The organism is Flavobacterium sp. (genome assembly GCF_035195345.1).
In the GTDB taxonomy this organism is placed as follows: Bacteria; Bacteroidota; Bacteroidia; order Flavobacteriales; family Flavobacteriaceae; genus Flavobacterium.
The window spans coordinates 2,239,498-2,263,831 of record NZ_CP136574.1; the positions used below are offsets into that span (position 1 = coordinate 2,239,498).

Annotated in this window: 18 protein-coding genes and 1 pseudogene; 14 read left to right on the top strand and 5 right to left on the bottom strand. The window is 31.9% G+C overall.

The window, feature by feature from the left end; all coding sequences use genetic code 11:
- The first annotated feature begins 85 nt into the window (after positions 1–85).
- Positions 86–2,233: a S46 family peptidase gene (locus RSE15_RS10555; RefSeq protein ID WP_324068357.1), complete on the top strand. Its 2,148-nt coding sequence runs from the start codon at positions 86–88 to the stop codon at positions 2,231–2,233.
- A 56-nt stretch (positions 2,234–2,289) separates the two neighbouring features.
- On the opposite strand, the gene RSE15_RS10560 is transcribed toward RSE15_RS10555, so the two are convergent.
- A complete protein-coding gene (locus RSE15_RS10560) occupies positions 2,290–8,826 on the bottom strand; it encodes an alpha-2-macroglobulin family protein (protein WP_324068359.1) in 6,537 nt (2,178 codons plus the stop codon).
- A gap of 111 nt (positions 8,827–8,937) precedes the next feature.
- Between RSE15_RS10560 and RSE15_RS10565 the strand changes: the two genes are divergently transcribed.
- Both RSE15_RS10565 and RSE15_RS10570 read left to right on the top strand, forming a co-directional pair.
- Positions 8,938–9,624 (top strand): tetratricopeptide repeat protein, encoded by a 687-nt coding sequence (locus RSE15_RS10565; RefSeq protein WP_324068360.1) that lies wholly within the window; start codon positions 8,938–8,940, stop codon positions 9,622–9,624.
- Positions 9,625–9,710: 86 nt separating this feature from the next.
- Entirely contained in the window at positions 9,711–11,066 is a 1,356-nt protein-coding gene (locus RSE15_RS10570) for a UDP-N-acetylmuramate--L-alanine ligase (protein ID WP_324068363.1), read from the top strand.
- Positions 11,067–11,130: 64 nt separating this feature from the next.
- Here RSE15_RS10570 and RSE15_RS10575 read toward each other — a convergent pair whose 3' ends face one another.
- Entirely contained in the window at positions 11,131–11,778 is a 648-nt protein-coding gene (locus RSE15_RS10575; protein ID WP_324068365.1) for a DUF1287 domain-containing protein, read from the bottom strand.
- Positions 11,779–11,967: 189 nt separating this feature from the next.
- Here RSE15_RS10575 and radC point away from each other — a divergent pair, with 189 nt between their 5' ends.
- From radC to RSE15_RS10615, 8 genes and pseudogenes are all read left to right on the top strand, one after another.
- A complete protein-coding gene (gene radC / locus RSE15_RS10580) occupies positions 11,968–12,651 on the top strand; it encodes a RadC family protein (protein ID WP_324068367.1) in 684 nt (227 codons plus the stop codon).
- 36 nt (positions 12,652–12,687) lie between these two features.
- Positions 12,688–13,092 (top strand): GxxExxY protein, encoded by a 405-nt coding sequence (locus RSE15_RS10585; RefSeq protein ID WP_324068369.1) that lies wholly within the window; start codon positions 12,688–12,690, stop codon positions 13,090–13,092.
- A 329-nt stretch (positions 13,093–13,421) separates the two neighbouring features.
- Positions 13,422–14,081: pseudogene (locus RSE15_RS10590) on the top strand (superoxide dismutase); the annotation flags it as partial.
- Between the two features lie 467 nt (positions 14,082–14,548).
- The gene (locus RSE15_RS10595) at positions 14,549–15,178 is read left to right on the top strand and encodes an ABC transporter ATP-binding protein (RefSeq protein ID WP_324068371.1); all 630 of its coding nucleotides are present in this window, start codon (positions 14,549–14,551) and stop codon (positions 15,176–15,178) included.
- Complete coding sequence (locus RSE15_RS10600; protein WP_324068374.1) at positions 15,175–16,434, top strand: ABC transporter permease; 1,260 nt, start codon at positions 15,175–15,177, stop codon at positions 16,432–16,434. Before RSE15_RS10595 ends, RSE15_RS10600 begins: the two co-directional genes overlap by 4 nt.
- Positions 16,427–16,915: a hypothetical protein gene (locus RSE15_RS10605; protein WP_324068376.1), complete on the top strand. Its 489-nt coding sequence runs from the start codon at positions 16,427–16,429 to the stop codon at positions 16,913–16,915. The genes RSE15_RS10600 and RSE15_RS10605 overlap by 8 nt, the downstream gene beginning before the upstream one ends.
- Positions 16,916–16,966: 51 nt before the next feature.
- Positions 16,967–17,659: a YjjG family noncanonical pyrimidine nucleotidase gene (locus RSE15_RS10610; RefSeq protein ID WP_324068378.1), complete on the top strand. Its 693-nt coding sequence runs from the start codon at positions 16,967–16,969 to the stop codon at positions 17,657–17,659.
- A 2-nt stretch (positions 17,660–17,661) separates the two neighbouring features.
- A complete protein-coding gene (locus tag RSE15_RS10615) occupies positions 17,662–18,372 on the top strand; it encodes a hypothetical protein (RefSeq protein ID WP_324068380.1) in 711 nt (236 codons plus the stop codon).
- 21 nt (positions 18,373–18,393) lie between these two features.
- Here the strand turns inward: RSE15_RS10615 and RSE15_RS10620 are convergent, their stop codons facing one another.
- The gene (locus RSE15_RS10620; protein WP_324068382.1) at positions 18,394–19,671 is read right to left on the bottom strand and encodes a replication-associated recombination protein A; all 1,278 of its coding nucleotides are present in this window, start codon (positions 19,669–19,671) and stop codon (positions 18,394–18,396) included.
- Positions 19,672–19,743: 72 nt separating this feature from the next.
- Between RSE15_RS10620 and RSE15_RS10625 the strand changes: the two genes are divergently transcribed.
- Positions 19,744–20,496, top strand: a complete 753-nt coding sequence (locus tag RSE15_RS10625) for a rhomboid family intramembrane serine protease (protein ID WP_324068384.1) — start codon at positions 19,744–19,746, stop codon at positions 20,494–20,496.
- Positions 20,497–20,577: 81 nt separating this feature from the next.
- Here RSE15_RS10625 and rlmB read toward each other — a convergent pair whose 3' ends face one another.
- Complete coding sequence (gene rlmB, locus RSE15_RS10630; RefSeq protein ID WP_324068386.1) at positions 20,578–21,315, bottom strand: 23S rRNA (guanosine(2251)-2'-O)-methyltransferase RlmB; 738 nt, start codon at positions 21,313–21,315, stop codon at positions 20,578–20,580.
- A 148-nt stretch (positions 21,316–21,463) separates the two neighbouring features.
- Positions 21,464–23,077 (bottom strand): BamA/TamA family outer membrane protein, encoded by a 1,614-nt coding sequence (locus tag RSE15_RS10635; protein ID WP_324068388.1) that lies wholly within the window; start codon positions 23,075–23,077, stop codon positions 21,464–21,466.
- Between the two features lie 340 nt (positions 23,078–23,417).
- On the opposite strand from RSE15_RS10635, the gene rpsL reads away from it, so the two are divergent.
- Entirely contained in the window at positions 23,418–23,825 is a 408-nt protein-coding gene (rpsL, locus tag RSE15_RS10640; protein WP_026725646.1) for a 30S ribosomal protein S12, read from the top strand.
- Between the two features lie 24 nt (positions 23,826–23,849).
- The gene (gene rpsG / locus RSE15_RS10645) at positions 23,850–24,326 is read left to right on the top strand and encodes a 30S ribosomal protein S7 (RefSeq protein ID WP_264548182.1); all 477 of its coding nucleotides are present in this window, start codon (positions 23,850–23,852) and stop codon (positions 24,324–24,326) included.
- The last annotated feature ends 8 nt before the right edge of the window (positions 24,327–24,334 follow it).

Genomic DNA, 24,334 nt, shown 5'->3' on the forward strand with positions numbered 1-24,334 from the left:
TGAGCCTGATTTTCATAGGATAATTTTATCAAAATCTTATTTTTGAGTATATTCGCCCCACAAATCAAAAGAACACATATTTATTATGAAAAAATTATTATTATTTGTCGTTTCTGCTATTATGCTTGTACCAGCTTCGGTAAAAGCAGATGAAGGAATGTGGTTTTTAATGTTCATTGAGCGTTTAAATCACCGCGACATGCAAAAAATGGGCTTGCAATTAACAGCCGAAGAAATTTACAGTATTAACAACCACAGTTTAAAAGATGCTATCGTGCAATTTAACGGTGGATGTACTGCTGAAATGATTTCAAAAGACGGATTAGTTTTAACCAATCACCACTGTGGATATGATGCTATTGCTGAATTATCTTCTGCAGAAAAAAACTATTTAAAAGATGGTTATTGGGCTAAAACCAAAGCAGATGAATTAAAACCTTCTAGCTTATTTGTACGTTTCTTTGTTCGTATGGACGATTGTACAAAAAGAATTTTGTCTGTAGTTAATCCAAGTATGAGCGAAGCGGATAGAGAAAAAGCTATCAATGCTGAAATCGCTAAAATTGAAAAAGAAAACAACGAAGGCGGAAAATATACAGTTTCTGTTCGTCCGTTTTTTCAAGGAAACGAATATTACTATTTTGTTTACCAAGATTATAAAGATGTTCGTTTAGTAGGAACTCCACCAGAAAGTTTAGGAAAATTTGGTGGTGATACAGACAACTGGGAATGGCCACGTCATACAGCAGATTTCTCTATGTTTAGAGTATATGCTGATGCGAATGGAAATCCAGCTGAATATGCTACAAGCAATGTTCCATTAAAACCAAAACACCATTTACCAGTTAATTTGGGTGGTGTTAAAGAAAATGATTTCGCTATGATTTTAGGTTATCCAGGTAGAACTAACCGTTGGATGCCAGCAGGTGGAATTGAGCAAAACGTAAAATTTGCTTACCCAGCTTGGGTTGAAGGTTCAAAAACAGGAATGGACAACATGAAAAAATACATGGTTCAATCAGATGCTTTAAACCTTGTATATGCTTCTAAATTTGCAGGAGTAGCTAACTACTGGAAAAACCGTCAAGGAATGATTGATGCGTTATCAAAATTTGGTACAGCTAAAACGAAAGCAGCTCAAGAAGCTAAATTCCACAAATGGGCAAACCAACCAGCTAACAAAGCTAAATATGGTAATGTAGTTCCTACAATCAATAAATATTATGCTATGACGAATGAAAAATCGCGTCATGATAATTATTTACAACAATTATTCAGAACTTCTGCTTTTGGAACTGTTAGTAGAGGTTTAGGAAGACAATTCGATGCTTACGTTAAAGCTGACGCTGCTAAACGTGCTGAAATGGCTCCAGCTATTTTAGAAATGGTAGATGAAATGTACAAAGAATTACACATTCCTGCGGAGAAAGATATTTTAGCTGCACAATTAAGTTTATATAGCAAAAAGGCAGGTTATACTTTAGCTCCAATGGTTGAAAAATTAGCTAAAGAGAACAACGGAGATTTCACTAAATATGTAAATGCTGCTTTCGATTTAAGTATTTTTACTTCAAAAGAAAAAGTAAAAGCATTTTTAGATTTACCAACAGAAGCTTTATTAGTTAATGATCCTTTATATGCTTTATCTAATGATTTAACAACTCATTTTGGAAAAAGAAGTGAAGAGTTAATGAAAGCACAAAACGATTTTGGAGCGTCTTTCCGTTTATTAGTAGAAGGATTAAGAGAATCTAAAATTGGTGAAATCAAATATCCAGATGCAAATTCAACGTTGCGTTTAACTTATGGAAAAGTTCGTTCTTTACCTGCAGACAAACGTAATGATGCAACTATTAATAACTACACTACATTAGCAGGTCAGGTTAAAAAATACAAAAAAGGTGATTTAGAATTTGATTTACCTACTAAAGTATTAGATATGAGCGCTAAAAAAGAATATGGTCGTTATGCAGATAAAGACGGTTCTTTACACGTTTGTTTCTTAACTGATAATGATATTACAGGTGGAAATTCAGGTTCTCCAGTATTAAATGGAAAAGGAGAGTTAATTGGTTTAGCATTCGACGGAAACATCGAAGCGATGGCAGGTGACGTAATCTTTGACAAAAAATTACAAAGAACAATCAACGTTGATATTCGTTATGTGTTATGGGTTATTGAGAATTTCTCAGGAGCTAAACATATTGTAGACGAAATGACAATTGTGAAGTAATTTTCAAATACAATAAAATTAAAACGTCCCGATTATTCGGGACGTTTTTTTATGGTTTACTTTTGAATATTGAGTTTTGTATTTATGGAGTGACTTGAAAATTCTGGCGTATACATGCTTTGTATAGTTGCAATTCCGTCATTAAATACTCCTGAATTATTTACTCTAACATCATATTCCAAAACATAGGTTCCTGTTTTAATTTTATCAAAGAAGAAATGGGTGGCTACATCTTTCGTACTTCTGTAAAAACTAATGCCATCTTTCCATTCATACTTCGAAATTACATCAACAGGTTCAAAACAAGATGCTCTTAAATCTTTTAAATGAACGAATTCTAAATCATTATCCGTTTTAATTATGAGTCGAATGGTAATTAAATCCCCAATTTTTACATTTTCAGAATTTAGGTTAACCAATTTGTCTCCTTCTGTAGTTTTGGTTTTTTTATAAAGATTTTTTGTAATTGAAAGCGTTGAGGTACTATCCGATTTTATCGCTTCTAAATCTTCAAAATATTGCCAATATAATCCACCAAAACCAGCAACATTCGATTTGTTTTCAATCGATATCTGCCCCATTTCTTTCGAAATTTCTTCAGGTTTCCAATTCATTTTAATATAACCTGTACTTGCATCTTTATCTTTTTCTGATAGTTTTTTTGTCAATACTTTTTCGTTACCCATTTTAAATTTGGTATTGTCTTTAATGCTTGTCCAGTCAGTTCCTTGTAATAATAAGGCATAAATGGCTTCAGTTGTAGCTTTTGTAGTTGGCCAATGTTTTAATTGTTTTTGCTTTAATAACCAAACCTTCATTTCATCTACAAACTTTTTGTCTTTTTCTATTTCGGAAAAGGCTTCTATCAATAAAGCTTGAGTTTCTATTGCCGATTGGTACCAATAATACCCATTCTTGTTTTCAATCCAGTACATACCAAAATCATCATTTCTAGCAACAGTTTCTTTTAAATTTGTAATGATTTTCTCTGCGAATTTTTTATCACCAAATCGATTCATCGTTAAAGCTAACAAACCTTTTTGGTATAAAGTATAGTTTATCCAATTGGCTTTAAACTCCACTTTTTGAACGTCAATAATAGAATCTATTTTTTTAGAAATTGGAAATTCTTCTATATAAAAACTTCTAGCATATAAATAATGTAAGTTGGAATATGCGTAATAATTAATACGTTCATTTTTAAGTGTACTTTGACTTATATATTTACTATCTAAATAAGGAATTGCTTTTGAAGCTATATTTTTAAATTCCGATTTTTTTTCAGGGAACATTTTACTTAAATGTCCAAATCCAGAAATAATATGTTGGGTGATAAAAATATTTTCATCTCCGCCATCGAACCATGCAAATCCACCAGAAGCTAATTGTTTTTCTTCTATTTTTTTGATGGTTTTGTCTTGCGATTCTTTCATGGTGTTTAAATCCATCAGTAGCGCTAAACGTTTGTTTTTTAGTTCTTCATTTTCGGCATCTAATAGCCATGGAGTTTCATTTAAAACAATAGACTTTAATTCTTCGTTTTGAGTAAGTTTTGACACTGCTTTTGGATTAGTTTTCCAAGATTCAAACAAAGAAGCTATTTTTGGATTACTTGAAATAATTTCAGTTGCTATAAAGTTTCCATAATACCTTGAAAAAGTTTGCTCTGCGCATTCGTGTTGATATTCCATCAAATAAGGTAATGATTGAAGAGCAAGCCATGTTGGGTTTGAAGTATATTCTAAAGTAAATAAATGGTTTTTTAAAGTTTTAGAATCATTGTTTGTAAGGTTATCAAAAACATATTCTTTTTTTGAATTGCCTTTAACCCAAATCGGAATACTTTCTGTAAGTAAGACTTTATTGCTCATTACGGGTAATATGTTTTCCTCTCCGTCTGAGAAATTACCTGATTTAGCTACTATTTTATATTGTAATCCTTGAACTCCTTCTGGTATTGTAACTGTCCAAGAAACATGAACACTTTCTTTTGATTTACAATTAAAAGCTTTTACATTAGAACTATTATTAGCAATTGCATCAATAGATTGCATAGTGGTTGCATCAAATAGCAATAACATGGCATTTCCTGATTTTATTTCCTGAGTTAAATTAACCACTTTAGCTGTTAACGTAATCTCATCTTTTTCACGAACAAAACGAGGCATATTGGTTTGAATCATAACATCTTTTTGCGAAATAATGCTCGATTCAAAATAGCCAGATTCTAAATTTTTATTGTGACCAAATAAGCGTAATTTCCATTTAGTTAAGGATTCAGGAGTGGTAAATTGGAAAGAAAATTTTCCGTTACTATCCGTTTTTATGTGAGGATAAAAGAAAGCAGTTTCGTTGAAGTTACTCCTAGTTTTAACTTGGGTTAATTCTTTTAAACCGTTTTTAGTTGTGATTAAAATAACGCCATTTGCACCTCTAGAACCATAGATTGAAGTTGCAGCTGCATCTTTTAATACAGTAATATTTTCAATGTCTGAAGGATTTATATTACTAACATCTAGATTGTAAGGAGCGCCATCAACAACATAAAGTGGATTTTTGTTTCCGTTTATAGAACCAAAACCGCGAATACGAATAGTATCATTACTACCAGGTGCACCTGAGCCACCATTAACATAGATACCAGCAACTTCTCCTCTAAGAGCTTTTGATAAATAGCCATCATAAGATTCTTCCATGTTCATATAAACACTTGTAGCTGTTCCCGTGAATGCTTCTTTTTTTGTTATTCCATAACCTACGACAGCTACTTCTTGTAAATTATGAGAATCGTCTTTTAAATTTATTTCTAAATTTTTTGCTTGCTCTACCGATATTTCCTCTGGTTTTTTACCAGTATAACTAACTACAATAATTTCTCCGTTAGCTGCCTCAATAGAAAACTCGCCATCAAAATCGGTTGTAGTGCCTCTGTTGGTTCCTTTGATGTATACATTTGCTCCTGCAATAGGGCCAAGTTCATCTGAAATGATTCCAGTTATAAATTTAGAGTTTTTAGGAATTTCATTTACATTACTTATTCTTCTCTGATAATTTTTAAGAGTATAATTGTTTTTAGGGTCATTAAAATCAAATCCAAACCAATATAGTTCGGGATTTCTTTTGAAAATCGCATAATGATTTCTTTGTGTGCTAAATTTGTTTAAGTTTAAATAGCTATTTTGCTGGTAGCTTACTATTTGTGGAGTATTCGGATACGAATTATTCACTTGAAAAATAAAATCATCCCAATAGCTTTTGGCAAATTGATCTAAAGAACTATCATACATGCTGGCTAAAATTTCAGCCTGAAGTTTTGGATTAGTAATTTTAAAAGACCAATTTTCTGTGCTTCCAGGTTCTATTTTGTTTCGTAAACTCTCAATTTCAATTTGTAATTTATTTTCGGTTGTGTTATTTTTAATTTGATGCAATTTTTCATAACCTTCATTTTCCCATATAGTAGAAAAATGGAAAGTTATATTATCTGTAAATTTTAAGTCTTTATTGTATTTAAAAACAGCTTTACCATTTATCATTTGAATCGTTTTAACATCATTCGTCATGTTTTCGTCAACATAAAAACGAGAAGTTATATATAAATCAGGAATAATGGATTGTATTTCAATAGTGTAATCTTTAGATTTTGATTCAGAAATATCTTTAAACGTAAAAAGTTCTTTTTCGGAATAAGGAAATTGTTTTGATTTAACACTAATTTCTCTTTGGTTTGTAATTAAATTGTTTTTTAAATCATAAGCTTCAGCAACGATTTTAAATTTAGAATTTCTATAGTTTTTTAAAAAGTCTAATGTTATTTCTTTGGTTATTTTCGTGTCAAAAGAAATGGTTTTTACAAGAACTTCTTGAACTTCTTCATCAGTTTCATCAAATGGTTCATGAGGAAATAAATTCTGAAATTCATTTTTTGTAAGCGTTTGTATTTCAGGAATATCATTTTGTCGTTTTTTTAAGAAACTTTTCTTTTTAAGTTCATAAATCTTTATTTTACCTTTTGTATCAATAGGGTAGTTATTTAATGTAGTTGCACTTATATTTAGTTTGTTATTGTCTTCTGAAATTAATTCCCAATTGACTTTTAAGTTAAGTTTCAACATTTCTTTACCTACAGCAATACTTTGAGAGGCAGTTCTAGTTTCTCCTTGTATATCTGTTACTGTAACATTGATTGAGAAATTTAATGTTTCAATTTCTTCATTTGCAATTGTTGGTTCAGTTGCCATAAATTGTATCGCAAAATTTCCATTTTCATCTGTAGTACCTTCAGAATTAATAAAGTTTTGTTGATAAGGAATGCTTTTTGTTTTACTGTAACAGTTTTTCGAAACCGTATAAGCGATTTTTGCATTGGTAAGATTATTTCCAGCTAGTGCTTTTGCATTTCCTTTAATAGTAATGGTGTCGCCAATTGTGTAATTTTCTTTAATTTCATCAAAGTTAACTTCAAATGTTGGGCGTTTGTATTCTTCTACTTTGAACTTAAATTCGGTGTAACTTTCAAAATCAACGTTGTCCCAAAATTCATGTTCCTCTTCTTTTTTATTATAGTATTTTGAATCTTGTTCATAGTTGTCAGGTTCTTCAATTTCTATGCTGAATTCTCCCGTTAAGGTGTTTTTTGGAATGTCAAATTCGCCAGAAAAACTTCCAAATTCATTTGTTTGAACATCATATTCTTTTAATTTGGTATTGTTAACGTCAGAAATTGTAACATGAACAGTAACAAATGGCACCACATTTTTAACAGCGTCTTTTTTCTGGATGATAACACCTTTATAAAACATTTTTTGTCCGGGTCTGTATATAGCACGGTCAAAGTATATCATTGCTTTTGCTTCCCAATTTTCATAATCATCTACCGATTTATTATTAATTTCATTTGTAGATAAAAAGTTTCTATTGTAATTTATAGATAAGGAATCATTTTTAGAAGTGATTAAAATATCATTGCTATATTTTTTGTCCTTTATTCTCCATTTATGTTTAAAATAGGCATTTCCATTAGCATTCGTTTTTATGTTTTCCTCCTCACTAGCAATTTTTACATCTTCTAATGGTTTTCCTAGCTTCCTATCATAAATGTAAAAGCCATCTTTGTTTTCTTCGTTATCTTCAATTACATACAGATTAGTAACTTGAAGAATATCAAAAGCAAATACTTTTTTGTTAGAAATGGTATCGTTTGGTGTTTCGATATAAATTAAATAATTGCCAACATCTAATTTTTCTAATAAAACTTCGGTAGAATATTCAAAATAATCACGTTTGTTTGGCAGTACTACTTTTTGTGTTTTAAACACTTTGTTTTTCAATAAAAATGCATTGATTATTGAATCTTTATTAAGTTTTTCAGTATTGTTATAATAGTAATTATTCTTAAAAAGATAATTTAGTTTTTGTGGTAATTCATAATAAGAAATAGTAAGTGAATCAATATTTTTAAAATTTACAAAAGCCCTATTATTTTGTTTAGGATAGCTTGTTTTAGGTAATGTAATTTCTAAATGTTTATTGTTGATTTCAATTTTTATTTTTTCAGCTTCTGCTAATGCATTTACGTTAACTTTTGTATTTAAAATAGTATCTACGAGTTTTAATGTACTAGTATACGAATTGAATTCGCCTTTTTTATGTGTTTTATTATAATAATGCCAAGCTCTATCTACTCTTAAAAGTTGTTTTAAAAATAGATTGGTAGTCCTTTTTTCTAAAGAAGTAGCTTTTTTTAGATAAAATTCTTCATCCCAGAAGGTTTCTTTTATGAATTTTAGTCTTTCATAATATGCGAAATCTAATTTTTCATAATTCTTCTGATTCAGATAATATTTTTCATTGTTTTGTAAAAGGGTTATTAATTTTTTTAAGTTATCATCCTCTAATTTTTTTATATTGTATTTTACAAAAGAATCAGGATTTTCATAAAAAATTTCAATCTCTGATTTAAAATCAATTGATTTTTTTTGTTTCCAGGAAGTAATTGTAGACTTAAGATGGTCGCCTTTTTTTTGAGCTAGAAAATCATAAACGCTAAAGTTTTTTATATCTACACTTGATGAAATATCAAAAATTTCTTTAATTTTTTCAATACTTGTATTTCTTAATTCGTTCTCATTTGACAAGAGATTATCATAGTTTTTTTCTATTTGAGCATTAAAATCAGCTTCTGTCCACGTCAAAAAATCTTTGTTTTTTTGATTTTCTAAATTGGTTCTTTTGTTAATGTTGTAATTATTTCTTTGGTAATATTCATCTATAATGATTATGTAAACATATTGTAATACAGCTTTTGAAACAGGTTTGGCTTCATTAATTTCTTTCTGAAGATTATTTATAATTGTAGACTGAGCTTTTTCATCAAAAACTTGTTCAAATTTTGATAAATAGAAAAAACATTTGATTATTTGCGTTTCATCATTTTTTCGCTTTGCTTTTTTGTAAATTTCTTGAACTTTTTCTTGAGCAGATTTAACTTTTCCGTCCAATTCATATCTATAAATTTCTTTCCACTTATCATCATACTGACTATATAAATTGAACGAATTAACTAATAAGATTAATAATAATATTTTGCGCATAATAGTTGGTTTTTATATAAAGAGTGTAAAAAATATAAAAAGGTTGGGACGTAATTAAAATAAATTATTTGTAAGTAAAATTAACTAAAATCATTTCACTATTTTTGAAAAATGAAAATTATTCAAATCTTTTTTCTATTGATTTCGTTTTCAGTCTTTTCACAATCAACGTTTGAAAAGGCTGAGAAATTGTATGCGCAAAAAAAATATACCGAATCCGAAAAACTATTTTCCGAACATTTAAAAGCGCAACCGAACCATGCAAGAGCCATTGAATATCTTGGTGATATTGCGGGTCATCAAAAAGATTGGGATGCCGCGATTACAAATTATAGAAAACTAAAAGTTACTTATCCAAAAATTGCCAATTATTGGTACAAATATGGTGGCGCATTAGGAATGAAAGCTAAAGAATCCAATAAATTCAAAGCTTTAGGAATGATAGATGAAGTTGAAGAGTCGTTTCTTACAGCAGCTAAATTAGATTCAAAACATATTGAAACCCGTTGGGCATTAGTTATGTTATACATTGAATTACCCGCTATGATAGGTGGAAGCGAAAAAAAAGCACAAAAATATGCTGATGAGTTAATGCTGCTTTCAAAAGTCGATGGGTTTTTAGCAAAAGGATATATCGATGTGTATTTTAAACGTTATGCAAAAGCGGAAAACCATTATAAAAAAGCGCACGAAATTGGGAATTCAAAAACCACTTTCGAAAAATTATATGACTTATATTTGAACAAACTGAAAGATAAAGCGAAAGCAAATAAGTTAAAAGAACAATTTGAAAAATAGGTTAAAAGGTTATAGGTTTAATAGTCTAATAGGCAATGTGCCTAAACTCTTAAACTCATGAACTTTTCAACTCATAAACTATAAAGATGAGAACACATTTCATAGCCATTGGCGGAGCAGCCATGCACAATTTAGCATTAGCCTTACACAACAAAGGATATCATGTAACGGGTAGCGATGACGCTATTTTTGAACCTTCAAAATCGCGTTTGGAGAAAAAAGGATTGTTACCAAAAGAAGAAGGTTGGTTTCCCGAAAAAATCACAACCGATATTGAAGCGATTATTTTAGGAATGCACGCCAAAGCGGATAATCCAGAATTGTTGAAAGCACAAGAATTAGGCTTGAAGATTTATTCGTATCCTGAATTTTTATACGAACAATCGAAAAATAAAACCCGAGTAGTTATTGGTGGTTCACATGGAAAAACGACGATTACTTCGATGATTTTACATGTGATGCATTATCACAATATCGAAGTGGATTATATGGTAGGAGCACAGTTAGAAGGTTTCGATACGATGGTACATTTAACTGAAGATAATGATTTTATCGTATTAGAAGGCGATGAATATTTGACTTCTCCGATCGATTTGCGACCAAAATTTCATTTGTACCAACCCAATATTGCCTTGTTATCAGGAATTGCTTGGGATCATATCAATGTGTTTCCTACGTTTGATAATTACGTGGAACAGTTTAGAATTTTCGCTAATCAAATCACGCGTGGCGGTATTTTAGTTTACAACGAAGAAGACGAAGCCGTAAAAGCAGTAGCCGAAGAAACGGAAAATCAAATCCGAAAAATAGCTTATCAAACCCCAAGTTACACCGTTGAAAACGGAACAACTTTATTAGATACGCCAGAAGGACCAATGCCAATTGAAGTTTTCGGAGCACACAACCTAAGCAATTTAGCAGGTGCCAAATGGATTTGCCAATGCATGGGCGTTGACGAAGCCGAATTTTACGAAGCCATCGCTAGTTTCAAAGGCGCTTCCAAACGATTAGAAAAAATTGCCGAAAGTGCTACTAAAGTCGCGTATAAAGATTTTGCACATTCACCAAGTAAAGTTTCTGCCACGACAAAAGCGGTAAAAGCACAATATCCAGATAGAAAAGTAGTCGCTTGTTTAGAATTGCACACCTATAGTAGTTTAAATGCCGAGTTCTTAAAAGAATACCAAGGAGCATTAGACGCAGCGGATGTTGCCGTAGTTTTCTATTCGCCCGATGCCGTAAAAATCAAACGTTTGGAAGAAGTAACGTATGACCAAATTGCCCAATCGTTCCAAAGAGAAGATTTAATTATTTACACCAACCCAACCGAATTCAAAGATTTTTTATTCAGCCAAAATTTAGAAAATTCAGCTTTATTATTAATGAGTTCAGGAAATTACGGCGGATTGAATTTTGATGAGGTGAAAGGATTAATCAATTAGCCAATATGCCAATTAGTCAATGTGTCAATTTTACTCGAGATTTAATTGGTACATTGAAAATTGTCTAATTGCCGTATTTATAATGCCCCACAATTTTCCAACTGAACAAACAATCTTCTAAAACTTGTCCGCTTCCTACGTTGTGTACAATCATAGGGTTTCCATTTTCTGATTTTATATGTGTTACAATTCCAATGTGTGGCAATTTATCGCCAATCATCCAAGTGACTAAATCACCAGTTTTGTAATCTTTTGGATTTTGTGTAATGGATAAAGTTTTTCCTTTTCGAGCAAAGAAAACTTCTAAATTCGGAACTCTTCTATGGTCGATATTTTTATCTGTGGTTTTTAGACCCCATTTTTTTAAATTGGGATACAAGGAAAAGTTGTCTTTCATGTCTTCATGCACTTCTTTTTGCAAATCAATTCCTAGTTTTCGATAGGCACGAATCACCACATCGGTACAAACTCCCGTTTTTGCAGGAACATCACCATTTGGATATTTTATCCCAACATAAGCCGGCGTGTAAACCACTTCTGGATCAATTATCGAAAGCGCTGCATTGGATAATTTTTCATAAAAATCAGTTGGGTTTTCAATTGCTTCGATTTCTGTTTTTGATTCAATCTGTTGCGCTATTTCCGTTTTAAAGGTTTCTTTTTTACAATTCAGAAATAAAAAAGACAATAAAATGATTCCAGTAAATTTCATGTGCTAATTTTTTATAAAACGTATTTTCAACTGAATTTAGTATCAATCCTTCTAAAATTGAAAAAAATCCTCCGACCTCCAACTTCCTTCACCCATCATCTATCATCCGTCTTCCTTCACCCATCAATAATTTTGCCATTCCATTTTTTTCAATTATTTTTGTTCTCATAAACGCCAAAATAAATTTTTATGTACACGCCAATCAACCAATGGGCTGAAGATGATCGCCCACGTGAAAAATTTCTTCTAAAAGGTAAATCTACCTTATCCGATTCTGAATTACTTGCTATTTTAATTGGTTCCGGTTCTCGTAATGAGAGTGCGGTACAATTGTGCCAACGCATTTTAGCTACATCCGAAAACAATCTGAATACGTTAGGAAAAATGTCGGTTTCCCAGCTCATGCAATTCAAAGGAATAGGAGAAGCCAAAGCTATTTCCATTGCCGCAGCTTTAGAATTAGGAAGAAGACGCAGGGCCGAAGACGCCATTGAACTCAAAAAAATCACTTCCAGTAAAGCGGTTTTCGATATCATGCAACCCATTATTGGCGAATTGCCTCACGAAGAATTTTGGGTATTATATCTCAATAACTCCAATAAAGTCATCTACAAAGCCCAACTCTCAAAAGGTGGCATCACTGGAACCATTGTTGATATTCGTATTATCTTCAAAATAGCATTCGAACAAAATGCTACCGGTTTAATTCTTTCCCACAATCACCCATCAGGAAAATTAATCGCCAGTGAAGCCGATTTAAAAATCACCAAAAGAGTCAAAGAAGCTGGACAAACATTAGAAATTCAAGTATTAGATCATCTTATCATCACCGAAAATGGTTATTTGAGTTTTCAGGATGAAGGGATTTTTTGATTTTTTCCAAACACATAGTCACATAGTTTTTTTATTATGACAAAAAAAGGAATTGATGATTTGTCGTTTCAGATAATTGGAGCGGCAATTGAAGTGCATAAAAATTTGGGAGCGGGTTTGTTAGAATCGGTTTATCATGAATGTATGAAAGAAGAGTTACGATTGAGGAAAATAAATTTTCACACAGAGAAAAAAGTACCAATTATTTATAAAGGTAATCAATTGGAAGCTAGTTTAAGATGCGATTTGTATATTGAAAATCTTATTGTTGTAGAACTGAAATCTACTCTAGAAATGCATAAAGTTTTTGATTCTCAAATTCTAACTTATATGAATTTACTCAATGCTCCAAAAGGAATTTTGATAAATTTTAACTGTAAAAATATTTTCAAAGAAGGGCAAAAAACATTTGTAAATGAAATCTACAGAAATTTACAATAAAGCTATGTTTATCTATTGTTATAGTGAAACGACTTTTGCACGCAAACATAAACTTATGTGTCTATGTGTTTAAAAAAACAATCAAACACATAGTCACATAGCAAACTTGATTCTATGATTTTCTAATGTCAGAGTGAAACGACTTTTATACACAATCTTTAACTTATGTGTCTATGTGTTTAAAAAATAAATTAACACATAGTTACATGGTTTTTCAATAAATTTTTCTTTGTACTCTCTGTGTTTAAACCAACAATTATGTAAATTTTAAGAATTCTTAATTTTTTATCTAATTGATAAGCCGTATTTTTATCAAAAATTAAAATATCATGAAGAATATAAAACTTTTAGTTGCCACACTTTTAGTAACTCTAACAGCATCGGCTCAGTTTACACAAAAGGCTTTACCTTATGCTTATAATGCTTTGGAGCCATTTGTAGATGCACAAACAATGGAAATTCACTACAGCAAGCATCATGCTGCTTATGTAAAAAATCTAAATACAGCATTAGCAGGAACAGCTGATGAAAAATTAAGTTTAAACGAAATTTTTGCAAAAGTTTCTACAATGACTCCTGCTGTTCGTAACAACGCAGGCGGACATTACAACCACGAATTGTTTTGGTCGGTTTTGACACCTGAAAAAAACACTAAAATGTCGGCTGATTTAGAAAAAGCTATTAATGAGACTTTTGGAAGTTTAGATGTTTTAAAAGAAAAATTAAACGCTGCAGGAGCGAGTCGTTTTGGTTCGGGTTGGGCATGGTTAGTTGTTACGAAAGAAGGAAAACTTGTAGTAAGTTCAACACCAAATCAAGATAATCCGTTAATGGATGTTGTTGAAGTAAAAGGTACGCCAATCTTTGGAATCGATGTTTGGGAACACGCGTATTATTTAAAATACCAAAACAAAAGAGCTGATTATTTAGCTGCTTTATGGAATGTAGTAAACTGGACAGAAGTAAGTAAAAGATACAAAGCAGCAATGCCAAAACCAGATACTTTTGCTGCATGGCCAGAAATTAAAACGTTTCACAAAGTAATGTCACAAACGTTTCACCCAAGTGAAGAAGGAAACTTACAGCCAATTAAAGAAAGAAGCGCTGAAATGGCTGAAAAAGCAAATGCTTTAAAAATGGCAAAAATTCCAGCTGAGTTCAATAAAAAAGAAATTGTGGCGGCTGTCAATAAATTAGCAAAAGATAGTAAAGCATTAGATAAATTAGTAAAATCAAAAGCTTCTGACGACAAAATCACAAAAGCTTTAAATGGTTTACATGATACTTTTCATACCATTGTAGGATTGTGTACACATGGCGATGAATAATAGTTAAAATTAAAGCAAATAAACCTTGTGAAATTAATTGTTTGCAAGGTTTTTTTGTTAAAAAATATTTAAGAAATTTTTTAAGCTATTTTGTTATCTTGCAACACTAAATTTATGCTATAACACAAATGATAAGTACAAAAAACATACGATTTTCTTACAGTAAAGAGCAAGAATTTATCTTTCCAGATCTGTATTGCCAAGCAGGAAGTACCTTGTTAATTACTGGCGATTCGGGTAAAGGTAAGACTACCTATTTGCATATTTTAGCAGGATTGTTAAAACCTGCTAAAGGCGAAATCGAAATTGATAAAACCGATATCGTAGCACTTTCAGAAAAAGCAACCGATAAATTTCGAGGTAAGCATATTGGTGTAGTTTTTCAAAAATCCCATTTTATTGCAGCATTAACTGTTTTGGAAAATTTAGAAATGGCAAGTTGGTTAGCAACAGGTAAAAAACATACCAAACGCGCTAAGAAATTATTAGAACAATTAGGTATTGAAAATCAAGCCGCTAAATTACCAGCGCAATTGAGTATAGGACAACAACAACGCGTTTCCATTGCTCGTGCTTTAATGAACGAGCCTAAAGTACTTTTAGCTGATGAGCCAACATCGAGTTTAGATGATAAAAATGCAGAAAAAGTAATTGAATTGCTGACTTCTTTATCCAAAGAATACAAAGCTGCTTTATTAATTGTGACGCACGACAGCCGAATTAAAGAAAAATTCATCAATAAAATCACTTTAATATGATTACAAAATTAGCATGGAAAAATATATGGTTTAAACCATTAAATACTATTTTGAGTGTTATTTTGTTAACCTCAAGTGTTGCAATCATAACGACTTTAATTTTGGTTGAAAAGCAATTTGAAGAAAAATTTTCAAGTAATATTGATGGAGTAGATTTGGTAATGGGTGCGCAAGGAAGTCCGTTGCAATTGATTTTATCATCAGTTTACCAAGTAGATTCACCAACTGGAAATATTAGCTACGATTCGGCAAAAGTTTGGATGCATCATCCTTTTGTTCAAAAAGCGATTCCGTTAGCTTTTGGGGATAACTATCGAGGTTATAAAATCTTGGGTACAACTCCAGATTATTTAGAAAAATATGGAGCAAAAATTGCAGAAGGAAAACTATTTGAAAAGAATTTTGAGGTGGTACTCGGAAGTGATATCGCTCAAAAATTAAGTTTAAAAATTGGGGATGAGTTTTTCGGTTCGCATGGCGATGCGGCTGAAGGTGAATTGCACGACCATTACGCATATAAAGTTGTCGGAATTGCAAAACCAACTGGAAAAGTAGTTGATAATTTGATTTTATGTACGATTCCAAGTGTTTGGCAAATGCACGGTGGACATGAAGAAACCGAAAACCCAGCACATGGCGAAGAAGGTCATGTTCATGTAGAGGGAGAAGAACATCAAGAAGAAGCTGATATGACTTTAGATGAACCTGGCATGGAAATAACAGCTGTTTTGCTAAAATTCCGTAATAAAATGGGAATTGTAACTTGGCCAAGAATCATCGCACAAAATACTAAAATGCAAGTTTCTTCACCTGCAATCGAAGTCAATCGTTTGTTTTCTTTATTCGGGATTGGAATTTCAGCTTTGCAATATTTGGCTTATGGCATTATGTTGATTTCAGGAATTTCGATTTTTATTGCCTTGTACAATACCTTAAAAGAACGCCAAAACGAATTTGCCTTAATGCGTGTCAACGGAGCCAAAAGATTACAACTTTTAAAAGTAGTGATGATTGAAAGTTTGCTTTTGTGTGTAGTGGGATTTGTTTTTGGTACGATTTTGGGTAGAGTAGCATTAAGTATGCTTTCTAACTCAGCTGAAGAAGATTTTAAAATGAGTTTCAATCCATATGAATTTCTATGGAAAAAAGAAGGAACTTTATTTTTACTAACTATATTTGTGGGCTTTATTGCAGCGTTAATTCCAGCCGTGAAAGCATACAACCTAAATATTTCAAAAACATTAGCAAATGCGTAATTATATTAAATTAAGTCTAGCTCTTTTAGTTTTTATTTCGTTGATGAGCTTTAGTAATAGTTCGATTTCAGAAGTAAAATCAAAAAGTAATATTACAATAGCAGATACCTTGACATGGAAAATGTTAGGGGATATCAAATACGTTCGAAAAAAACACGCAACGTATGGTGAAGTAGAATTTCCACAAGTGAATATGAAGTTAAAAATGATGCAAAAGAAAACCGTTTTTATGAGCGGATTCATTGTGCCAATTGATAACAAAAATTATGCGTTGAGTAAAAATGTTTTTGCTGCTTGTTTCTTCTGTGGAAAATCAGGACCAGAAACAATTGCGGGAATTAAGTTTAAAGGGGGTGCTTTTCCAAAGTTAAAAACAGATACGTATGTAACTTTAAAAGGAACTTTTAGATACAACGAAACCGATGTGGAAGATTGGATTTACCACATCGAAAACGCCGAAATTATTTCTCAAAGTAAATAAGTTAGAAGCCCATTCGTTTGGGCTTTTTTTAATCATTCAAATAGGTTAGCATTGCAATCATTCCATCATAAAAAACATCTCTTTTTCGATTTAGACCACACGCTTTGGGATTTCGATAAAAATTCTGCTTTTGCGTTTGATACGATTTTTAAACAGCAAGGTTTGAATATCAATTTAACTGATTTTCTAAGTATATATATTCCCCGCAATCAGCATTATTGGAAATTATATCAAGTAAATCAAATTTCACATGAGGATTTGCGCTATTATCGTTTAAAAGACGTTTTCGATGCATTGCAATTGGAGGTTTCTGATGCATTAATTGATCTACTATCCGATGAATATATAAAATATTTACCCGAGTTTAATCATTTATTTGATGGGGTCATTGAACTGTTAGAGTATCTTAAGCCTAAATATAAATTACATATTATAACTAACGGTTTTGCTTCTGTTCAAACTAGGAAACTTGAAAATTCCAATATTGGACATTATTTTGAAACAATTACAAATTCTGAAATTGCAGGTGTAAAAAAACCACATCGAGATATATTTGATTTTGCTTTATCTTTGGCAAATGCTTCTAGAGAGGAAAGTATTATGATAGGCGATAGTTATGAGGCTGATGTAGTTGGAGCCATTGAAGCAGGAATTGAAGCAGTTTTTTTTAACGAACATAACATTACTGTTGAAAAGCCTGTTTTACAAGTGAATCATTTATTAGAATTAAAAAATATATTATAGTTATGAAGAAAATTGTTTTATTGTTGGTTTTGTTTATTTACTCCTTTTCCTTTGCTCAGGATAATTATAAATATGTTATTGTACCTAAAAAGTTTGATTTTTTTAAAGAAGAAAACAAATATAATTTAAATGCAATAACTAAGTCATTCTTTGAAAATGAAGGTTTTACCGTTATTTACGATACCGAAGAATTTCCGTCTGAATTAGCTGCAAATAGATGTTCTGGTTTATACTTAAATGTTTTAGAAAAGAGCAATATGTTATATACCAAAATTATTTTTGAAATAAAAGATTGTCAAAACAAATTAGTATTGGCAAGTAAACAAGGCGAATCTAGAAGCAAAGAATATGAAAAGGCGTATAAAGAATCTTTCAGAGAAGCATTAATTAGTATGCGTGGTCTTTTAAATTTTAAGGCTACTGTAATTCCTACAACAAAAGAAGTTTCCGTTGTTGCTTCTGAAGAAAAAATTAACACAGCAAATGTTGTAAATGAAAATCAACTTTTTGCCATTCCTACCTCATTAGGATATAAATTAGTAAATGGAATTCCTGAAACTATTTTTGTTATTCATAAAACTTCAGTTGATTCAGTTTTTATAGCAAAGAAAGGATTACTAACCGGTGTTTTAATAAAGAAAAGTAACAGCTGGTTTTTTGAATATTATGAAGGAGATAAATTACTTTCTGAAAAAGTGGAGGTTAAGTTTTAATTTTGAATACTGAACACTGAATCAATATCCATACTTATCCTTCCAACGATTCTTTAAAAACTGACGTAATTCTTTCTCACGAGCATTTTCGCCTGGTTCAAAGAATTTAGTTTCAGAAATTTCAGTTGGTAAAAATTCTTGTTCGGCAAAGTTGTTAGGGAAATCGTGCGAGTATTTGTATTCTTCTCCATAACCTAACTCTTTCATTAATTTGGTGGGTGCATTTCGTAAATGAATAGGAACCGGTAAATCGCCAGTTTGTTTTACCATTTGTTGCGCTTTGCCAATAGCCATATAACTAGCATTACTTTTTGCCGAAGTTGCTAAATAAATCGCACATTGACTCAAAATAATACGACTTTCTGGATAACCAATAGTTGCCACCGCTTGAAAAGCATTATTTGCCATGATAAAAGCTGTTGGGTTGGCATTTCCTATATCTTCACTGGCTAAAATTAGCATTCTTCGAGCAATGAATTTTACATCTTCGCCACCTTCAATCATTCGAGTCAACCAATAAACAGTGCCATTTGGGTCGCTTCCTCGAATTGATTTGATAAAAGCCGAAACAATATCATAATGTTGTTCACCTGTTTTGTCATACAACACTGTGTTCTTTTGTACCAATTGCATTACTTTTTCATTCGTAATTTCAATGGTATCACTTTCTGTAGCATTAATTACCAATTCGAAAATATTCAATAATTTACGTCCATCGCCACCTGAAAGTCTTAACAATGCTTCTGTTTCTTTTAATTGGATGTTTTTATTTTGTAGCTGAACATCAGTTTTCATAGCACGATGTAACAAGGCTTCCAAATCGTCTTTGGTAAACGCATTCAATACGTAAACCTGACATCTTGACAATAAAGCGGGTATGACCTCAAAACTCGGATTTTCAGTTGTGGCACCAATCAAAGTTACCCAACCTTTTTCGACCGCTGTCAACAATGAATCTTGTTGAGATTTACTAAAACGATGAATCTCATCAATGAATAAAATCGGATTTTTTGCGGTAAACAAACCACTACTTTGCTTCGCTTTTTCAATTACTTCACGAATGTCTTTAACACCCGAATGTATCGCGCTCAGTTGGTAAAACGGACGTTTACTTTCTTGCGCCATAATTTGTGCCAAGGTAGTTTTTCCAGTTCCTGGAGGTCCCCATAAAATCAAACTTGGAATTAATCCTTTGGCAATTTGTTGCGTCAACGAACCCTCAGGCCCAACTAAATGCAATTGGCTGATGTAATCCGATAATTGTTGTGGGCGAATGCGTTCGGCTAATGGTCGATTCATGACGTAAAATTACAATTTTATGACAAATGTGCATAGAAATATTTTTGGCTTTATCTTTGAATTCAAATCAATATGAAAAAACAGCACGATAATCCTTTTCAGTTTACAAAAGCGGTCATTTTTTTACCGTTGTTTTTTGTGATGACTTTATGGTCAGTTTTTTGGTACGAATTGCAATTTCAAGACAATTTATCGCATTTTGGAATTTATCCAAGAGAAGTGTATGGATTAAAAGGAATTCTATTCAGTCCTTTTTTGCATGGTGATATTGAGCATTTGGCGAACAATTCGTTTGCCTTATTGGTCTTGTTGCCTATTTTGAGATATTTTTACAAAGAACAATCGTTTGTTGTTTTGCTGTTCGGAATTATATTTTCAGGATTAGGAACTTGGCTGTTAGGAAGACCAAGTTACCACATTGGCGCCAGCGGATTAATCTATGCTTTAGTAAGTTTTATTTTCTTCAAAGGTATTTTTACCAAATATTATCGATTGGTAGCTTTATCATTTACCATTGTAATTTTATACGGTGGAAGCGTTTGGTATATGTTTCCAAATGTAAAAGAAGGTATTTCGTGGGAAGGACATTTAGCGGGATTTATTGTTGGATTGGCTTTAGCTTTAGTTCTAAAAACGCCCCAATTTTCAAAACCTATTTTCTACGAATGGGAAAAACCCGATTTCAACCCAGAACTCGACCCATTTATGAAAAACTTCGATGAAAAAGGAAATTTTAATCCACCACCAAAACCAGAAGAAGTCATTAGAGAATACTTCAATTCTTCTATGAAAGTGGTGTATGAGTTTTTAGGAGGGAAAAAATAAGTCAATTCGGCAATATGTCAATTAGCCAATTAAAATTAATTTACTCAAAAGCTATTGGCACATTGTCACATTGAAAATTGACTAATTAAGTCTCTGTCTCAAAGCTTCATACAAAAAAGCACCACAAGCTACCGAAACATTTAATGATTCAATCGTGCCAAACATTGGTAATTTTGCTTTTTCATCTACAATTTTTAACACTGAAGGATTTACTCCTCGGTCTTCGCTACCCATAATAATTGCTACGCCTTCGTTGAAGTTGATGTCATAAATGTGTTGCTCTGTTTTTTCAGTTGCCGCAACGGTTTTAATTCCAGAACCTTGTAAATAGAAAATGGCGTCTTTGATATGATCTACTTTACAAATAGGTACATTAAAAACTGCACCAGCGGAAGTTTTAACTGTATCTCCATTTACAGGAGCCGAACCTTGTTTTTGGATAATAATTCCGTCAACACCTGTGCATTCTGCTGTTCTGATGATAGCACCAAAATTACGCGCATCAGATAATTGATCTAAAATTAGGAATAAAGGTTTTTTACCAGTTTCAATAACGCCTTCCACTAAAGTTTCTAATAAAACAAAAGAAATAGGAGCAATGGTTGCCACGGCACCTTGGTGGTTATTTGGAGTTAATCGGTTTAGTTTTTCAACAGGAACGTATGAAAAGTTGATGTTGTTTCTTTTCATTGTTTTCATCAAATCTTGCATCAAGTCGCCTTGTGCATCTTTTTGAACGAATACTTTATCAATTTCCTTTTTAGCGTTAATTGCTTCAATTATTGCTCTAATCCCGAATATTTGGTTGTCTTTTTCCATGGCGCAAAGATAGGATTTTAGTTTGATTTATTATAGATTTTGATTTTCAATAGTTTTGTTTTGCCACGGATTAAAGGATTAGATGGATTTTTTAAAATATCCCAATGGAAAAGTAATCCGTGAAAATCGTTTAATCCGTGGCTTAATCTTAAAAATTCGTTTTAAAACTAATGTGAACAATCGAATTAGAAAGTTTTATCGCTTGCTCGCTTGTGCTTCCGTTGGCATAAACCAAATTTAATAATCCATTTTTTGTGAATAATCCAAATCCGAATCCCAAACCTAATAATCGGTCTTCTGTATTAGAAGTTTTGTCTTGGAAATAGCCAAAATCGGTGATGGAATGTATGTATAAATTAGAAGCAACTAAATAACGATATTCTGCGATAATTCCGGTGTAAGCATTGGCTTGTAAGCTGTTTTCATTAAAGCCTCGTATCGAATTGATACCTCCAAATCGAAACAACTCATTAATCACATAATCATTACTCTGTAAATAAAAAGTCTGATTTCGAACAAAAATGCTGTTTTTTGTGCTCAGACTCACATTGTAACTCAAATCCAACTGGGTAAAAAACTGACTCATTTTTTGAGATGCAATCGTTCTATTTCCTGTCCCAAATTTCACAAAAACTTTTGCCTTTTCAGGAAAAATAAAACTATCAGGATTTAATTCAAGATGTTCAAAGCTCGAGGTTAAGAAGGTATTCGTGAAATCATTCAAACTAAACGAATTTGTATTTTGGATATCCACGGAATTTGTTTTTTGATATCCAACAAAAGCTTTTGTATTGTATGAGAAATAATAACCCAAATTCAAATCGGTAACCGTATTCTGAAAAGTAGAATCTTGTTTAAAAATTCTCAAATTGGCTTTAATTCCGATAGGTGTTTTAAAAATATAAGGTAATTCGGTTCCAATGTTAAACGAAGTTTGTCTGTTGCCATCGTTTTTCCAATATAGATTGAATTTTTCTCCCGAATTCAAAATGTTCTGCAATTGCAAATCCAAATAACCATTAAAAGTTAATTTGCTTTGGTCATCGTTTGAAAATCCTATAAAACCATCAAATTTATTGGGTTTTGATTTTTCAACGTAAACGAAAATTTTGGTAGAATCTTGGGTGAATAAGATTTCAGGATATTTTAGTTGGTTAACAAATTGTAATTTTTCAAAAGCATCATTAATCTGTTTTAAATTCTCTTGATTGAAAGTTGCTTTTTTTGCTTTTTTGGTAATTGCCTTTTTTATTCCTGTTGGGAATTTATCGTAACCAACAATAACAATATCAGTAATATTTCTTTTCGAGTTTAATTTCAGTTGTAAATCGGATATCAAACTGTTTTCTATTTTTCGTTGACTCACTAATTGTAAATTCGCTAAAGAATAACCTTTCTTTTCCAACAAAGCAATTTTGCTTTTCATGAAATTCTCTACTTCATTTGTGGCAATAATTAAAGTGTCATTTTCTAATTGTAATAGCAATTTTTCTTCGGCAGAAAGTTTACCTATATATATATTATTGTTTTTTATTGAATTCCCTAAACTGTATTTAAAAACAAAACTGCTATCGTTCACCTTTTTTTGTTCTAATAACAACCAATCAAAAAAACCTTGATTTGTTAATTTGCTTTCAAAACGTTTTTGTTCTTCTAAAATTAGCGCAACTGTAGCGTGTTTAGATTCGTATTGTAAGCTGTCAATGGTATTGTTTTCTTTTTCAGATGTTCCGGCAATTTTTAAATAGAAGTTTTGCCCCAATGAAAATTGGAAGCAAAAACACAGGATAAGGCCAAAAAGGAATTTCATAGCAGTAAAGAAACGAAAAAAAGTAAAATAAATTTTATTTGCAGTAGCGAATGACTTGGGGATTTTTGGTTACCATGTTCCCGCTGTCCGCACTACATGGTAGTTTGCTCCCATCGGGGCTAGCTTGAATTTGTCTTTCTTTTTTGTAACTCAATACAAATCAAAACACTACCAAAACACAATCATATTGAAAATTAATAAATTATGATTTGGAAAGTAAAAAATAATTCCTACATTTGCAACCCCGTAAAAAGCGGGAATTTTAAACAGTAAAAATTTTTAGTATTTAATTATGCCAACAATTCAACAATTAGTAAGAACAGGGAGAACCCAAATAACTAAGAAGAGTAAATCGGCTGCTTTAGATTCTTGTCCTCAAAGAAGAGGTGTGTGTACTCGTGTTTACACAACAACTCCTAAAAAACCAAACTCAGCAATGAGAAAGGTAGCTAGGGTTCGTTTAACAAACGGTAACGAGGTGAATGCATACATTCCTGGAGAAGGTCACAATCTGCAAGAGCACTCGATAGTATTAGTTAGAGGTGGAAGAGTAAAAGATTTACCAGGTGTACGTTACCACATCGTACGTGGAGCATTAGACACTGCGGGTGTTGCAGGAAGAACACAACGTAGATCTAAGTATGGAGCAAAACGTCCAAAACCAGGACAAGCACCTGCACCAACTGGAAAGAAAAAGTAATTTAAAATCTTTTAAAGAAAAGACATGAGAAAAAGAGCGGCCAAAAAAAGACCACTTTTACCAGATCCAAAATTTAACGATCAGTTAGTAACACGTTTCGTGAACAACTTAATGTGGGATGGTAAAAAATCAACAGCTTTTAAAGTTTTCTATGATGCATTAGAAATCGTTGAAACTAAAAAGCAAGATGCAGAAAAATCTGCTTTAGAAGTATGGAAAGATGCATTAACAAATGTTATGCCTCACGTAGAAGTTCGTTCACGTAGAGTGGGTGGAGCTACATTCCAAATTCCAATGCAAATTCGTCCAGATAGAAAGATTTCTTATGCTATCAAATGGATGATTCTTTATGCAAGAAGAAGAAACGAAAAATCAATGGCAGGTAAATTAGCTTCTGAAATCTTAGCTGCGGCTAAAGAAGAAGGTGCTGCTGTTAAGAAAAGAATGGATACTCACAAAATGGCAGATGCTAATAAAGCATTCTCTCACTTTAGATTTTAATTCGTACA

Coding starts and splice junctions, on each gene's coding strand:
- RSE15_RS10560 (WP_324068359.1), bottom strand. CDS start 8,826: ATGCGCAAAATATTATTATTAATCTTATTAGTTAATTCGTTCAATTTA.
- RSE15_RS10555 (WP_324068357.1), top strand. CDS start 86: ATGAAAAAATTATTATTATTTGTCGTTTCTGCTATTATGCTTGTACCA.
- RSE15_RS10575 (WP_324068365.1), bottom strand. CDS start 11,778: ATGAAATTTACTGGAATCATTTTATTGTCTTTTTTATTTCTGAATTGT.
- rpsG (WP_264548182.1), top strand. CDS start 23,850: ATGAGAAAAAGAGCGGCCAAAAAAAGACCACTTTTACCAGATCCAAAA.
- rlmB (WP_324068386.1), bottom strand. CDS start 21,315: ATGGAAAAAGACAACCAAATATTCGGGATTAGAGCAATAATTGAAGCA.
- rpsL (WP_026725646.1), top strand. CDS start 23,418: ATGCCAACAATTCAACAATTAGTAAGAACAGGGAGAACCCAAATAACT.
- RSE15_RS10565 (WP_324068360.1), top strand. CDS start 8,938: ATGAAAATTATTCAAATCTTTTTTCTATTGATTTCGTTTTCAGTCTTT.
- RSE15_RS10600 (WP_324068374.1), top strand. CDS start 15,175: ATGATTACAAAATTAGCATGGAAAAATATATGGTTTAAACCATTAAAT.
- RSE15_RS10570 (WP_324068363.1), top strand. CDS start 9,711: ATGAGAACACATTTCATAGCCATTGGCGGAGCAGCCATGCACAATTTA.
- radC (WP_324068367.1), top strand. CDS start 11,968: ATGTACACGCCAATCAACCAATGGGCTGAAGATGATCGCCCACGTGAA.
- RSE15_RS10615 (WP_324068380.1), top strand. CDS start 17,662: ATGAAGAAAATTGTTTTATTGTTGGTTTTGTTTATTTACTCCTTTTCC.
- RSE15_RS10620 (WP_324068382.1), bottom strand. CDS start 19,671: ATGAATCGACCATTAGCCGAACGCATTCGCCCACAACAATTATCGGAT.
- RSE15_RS10625 (WP_324068384.1), top strand. CDS start 19,744: ATGAAAAAACAGCACGATAATCCTTTTCAGTTTACAAAAGCGGTCATT.
- RSE15_RS10595 (WP_324068371.1), top strand. CDS start 14,549: ATGATAAGTACAAAAAACATACGATTTTCTTACAGTAAAGAGCAAGAA.
- RSE15_RS10585 (WP_324068369.1), top strand. CDS start 12,688: ATGACAAAAAAAGGAATTGATGATTTGTCGTTTCAGATAATTGGAGCG.
- RSE15_RS10605 (WP_324068376.1), top strand. CDS start 16,427: ATGCGTAATTATATTAAATTAAGTCTAGCTCTTTTAGTTTTTATTTCG.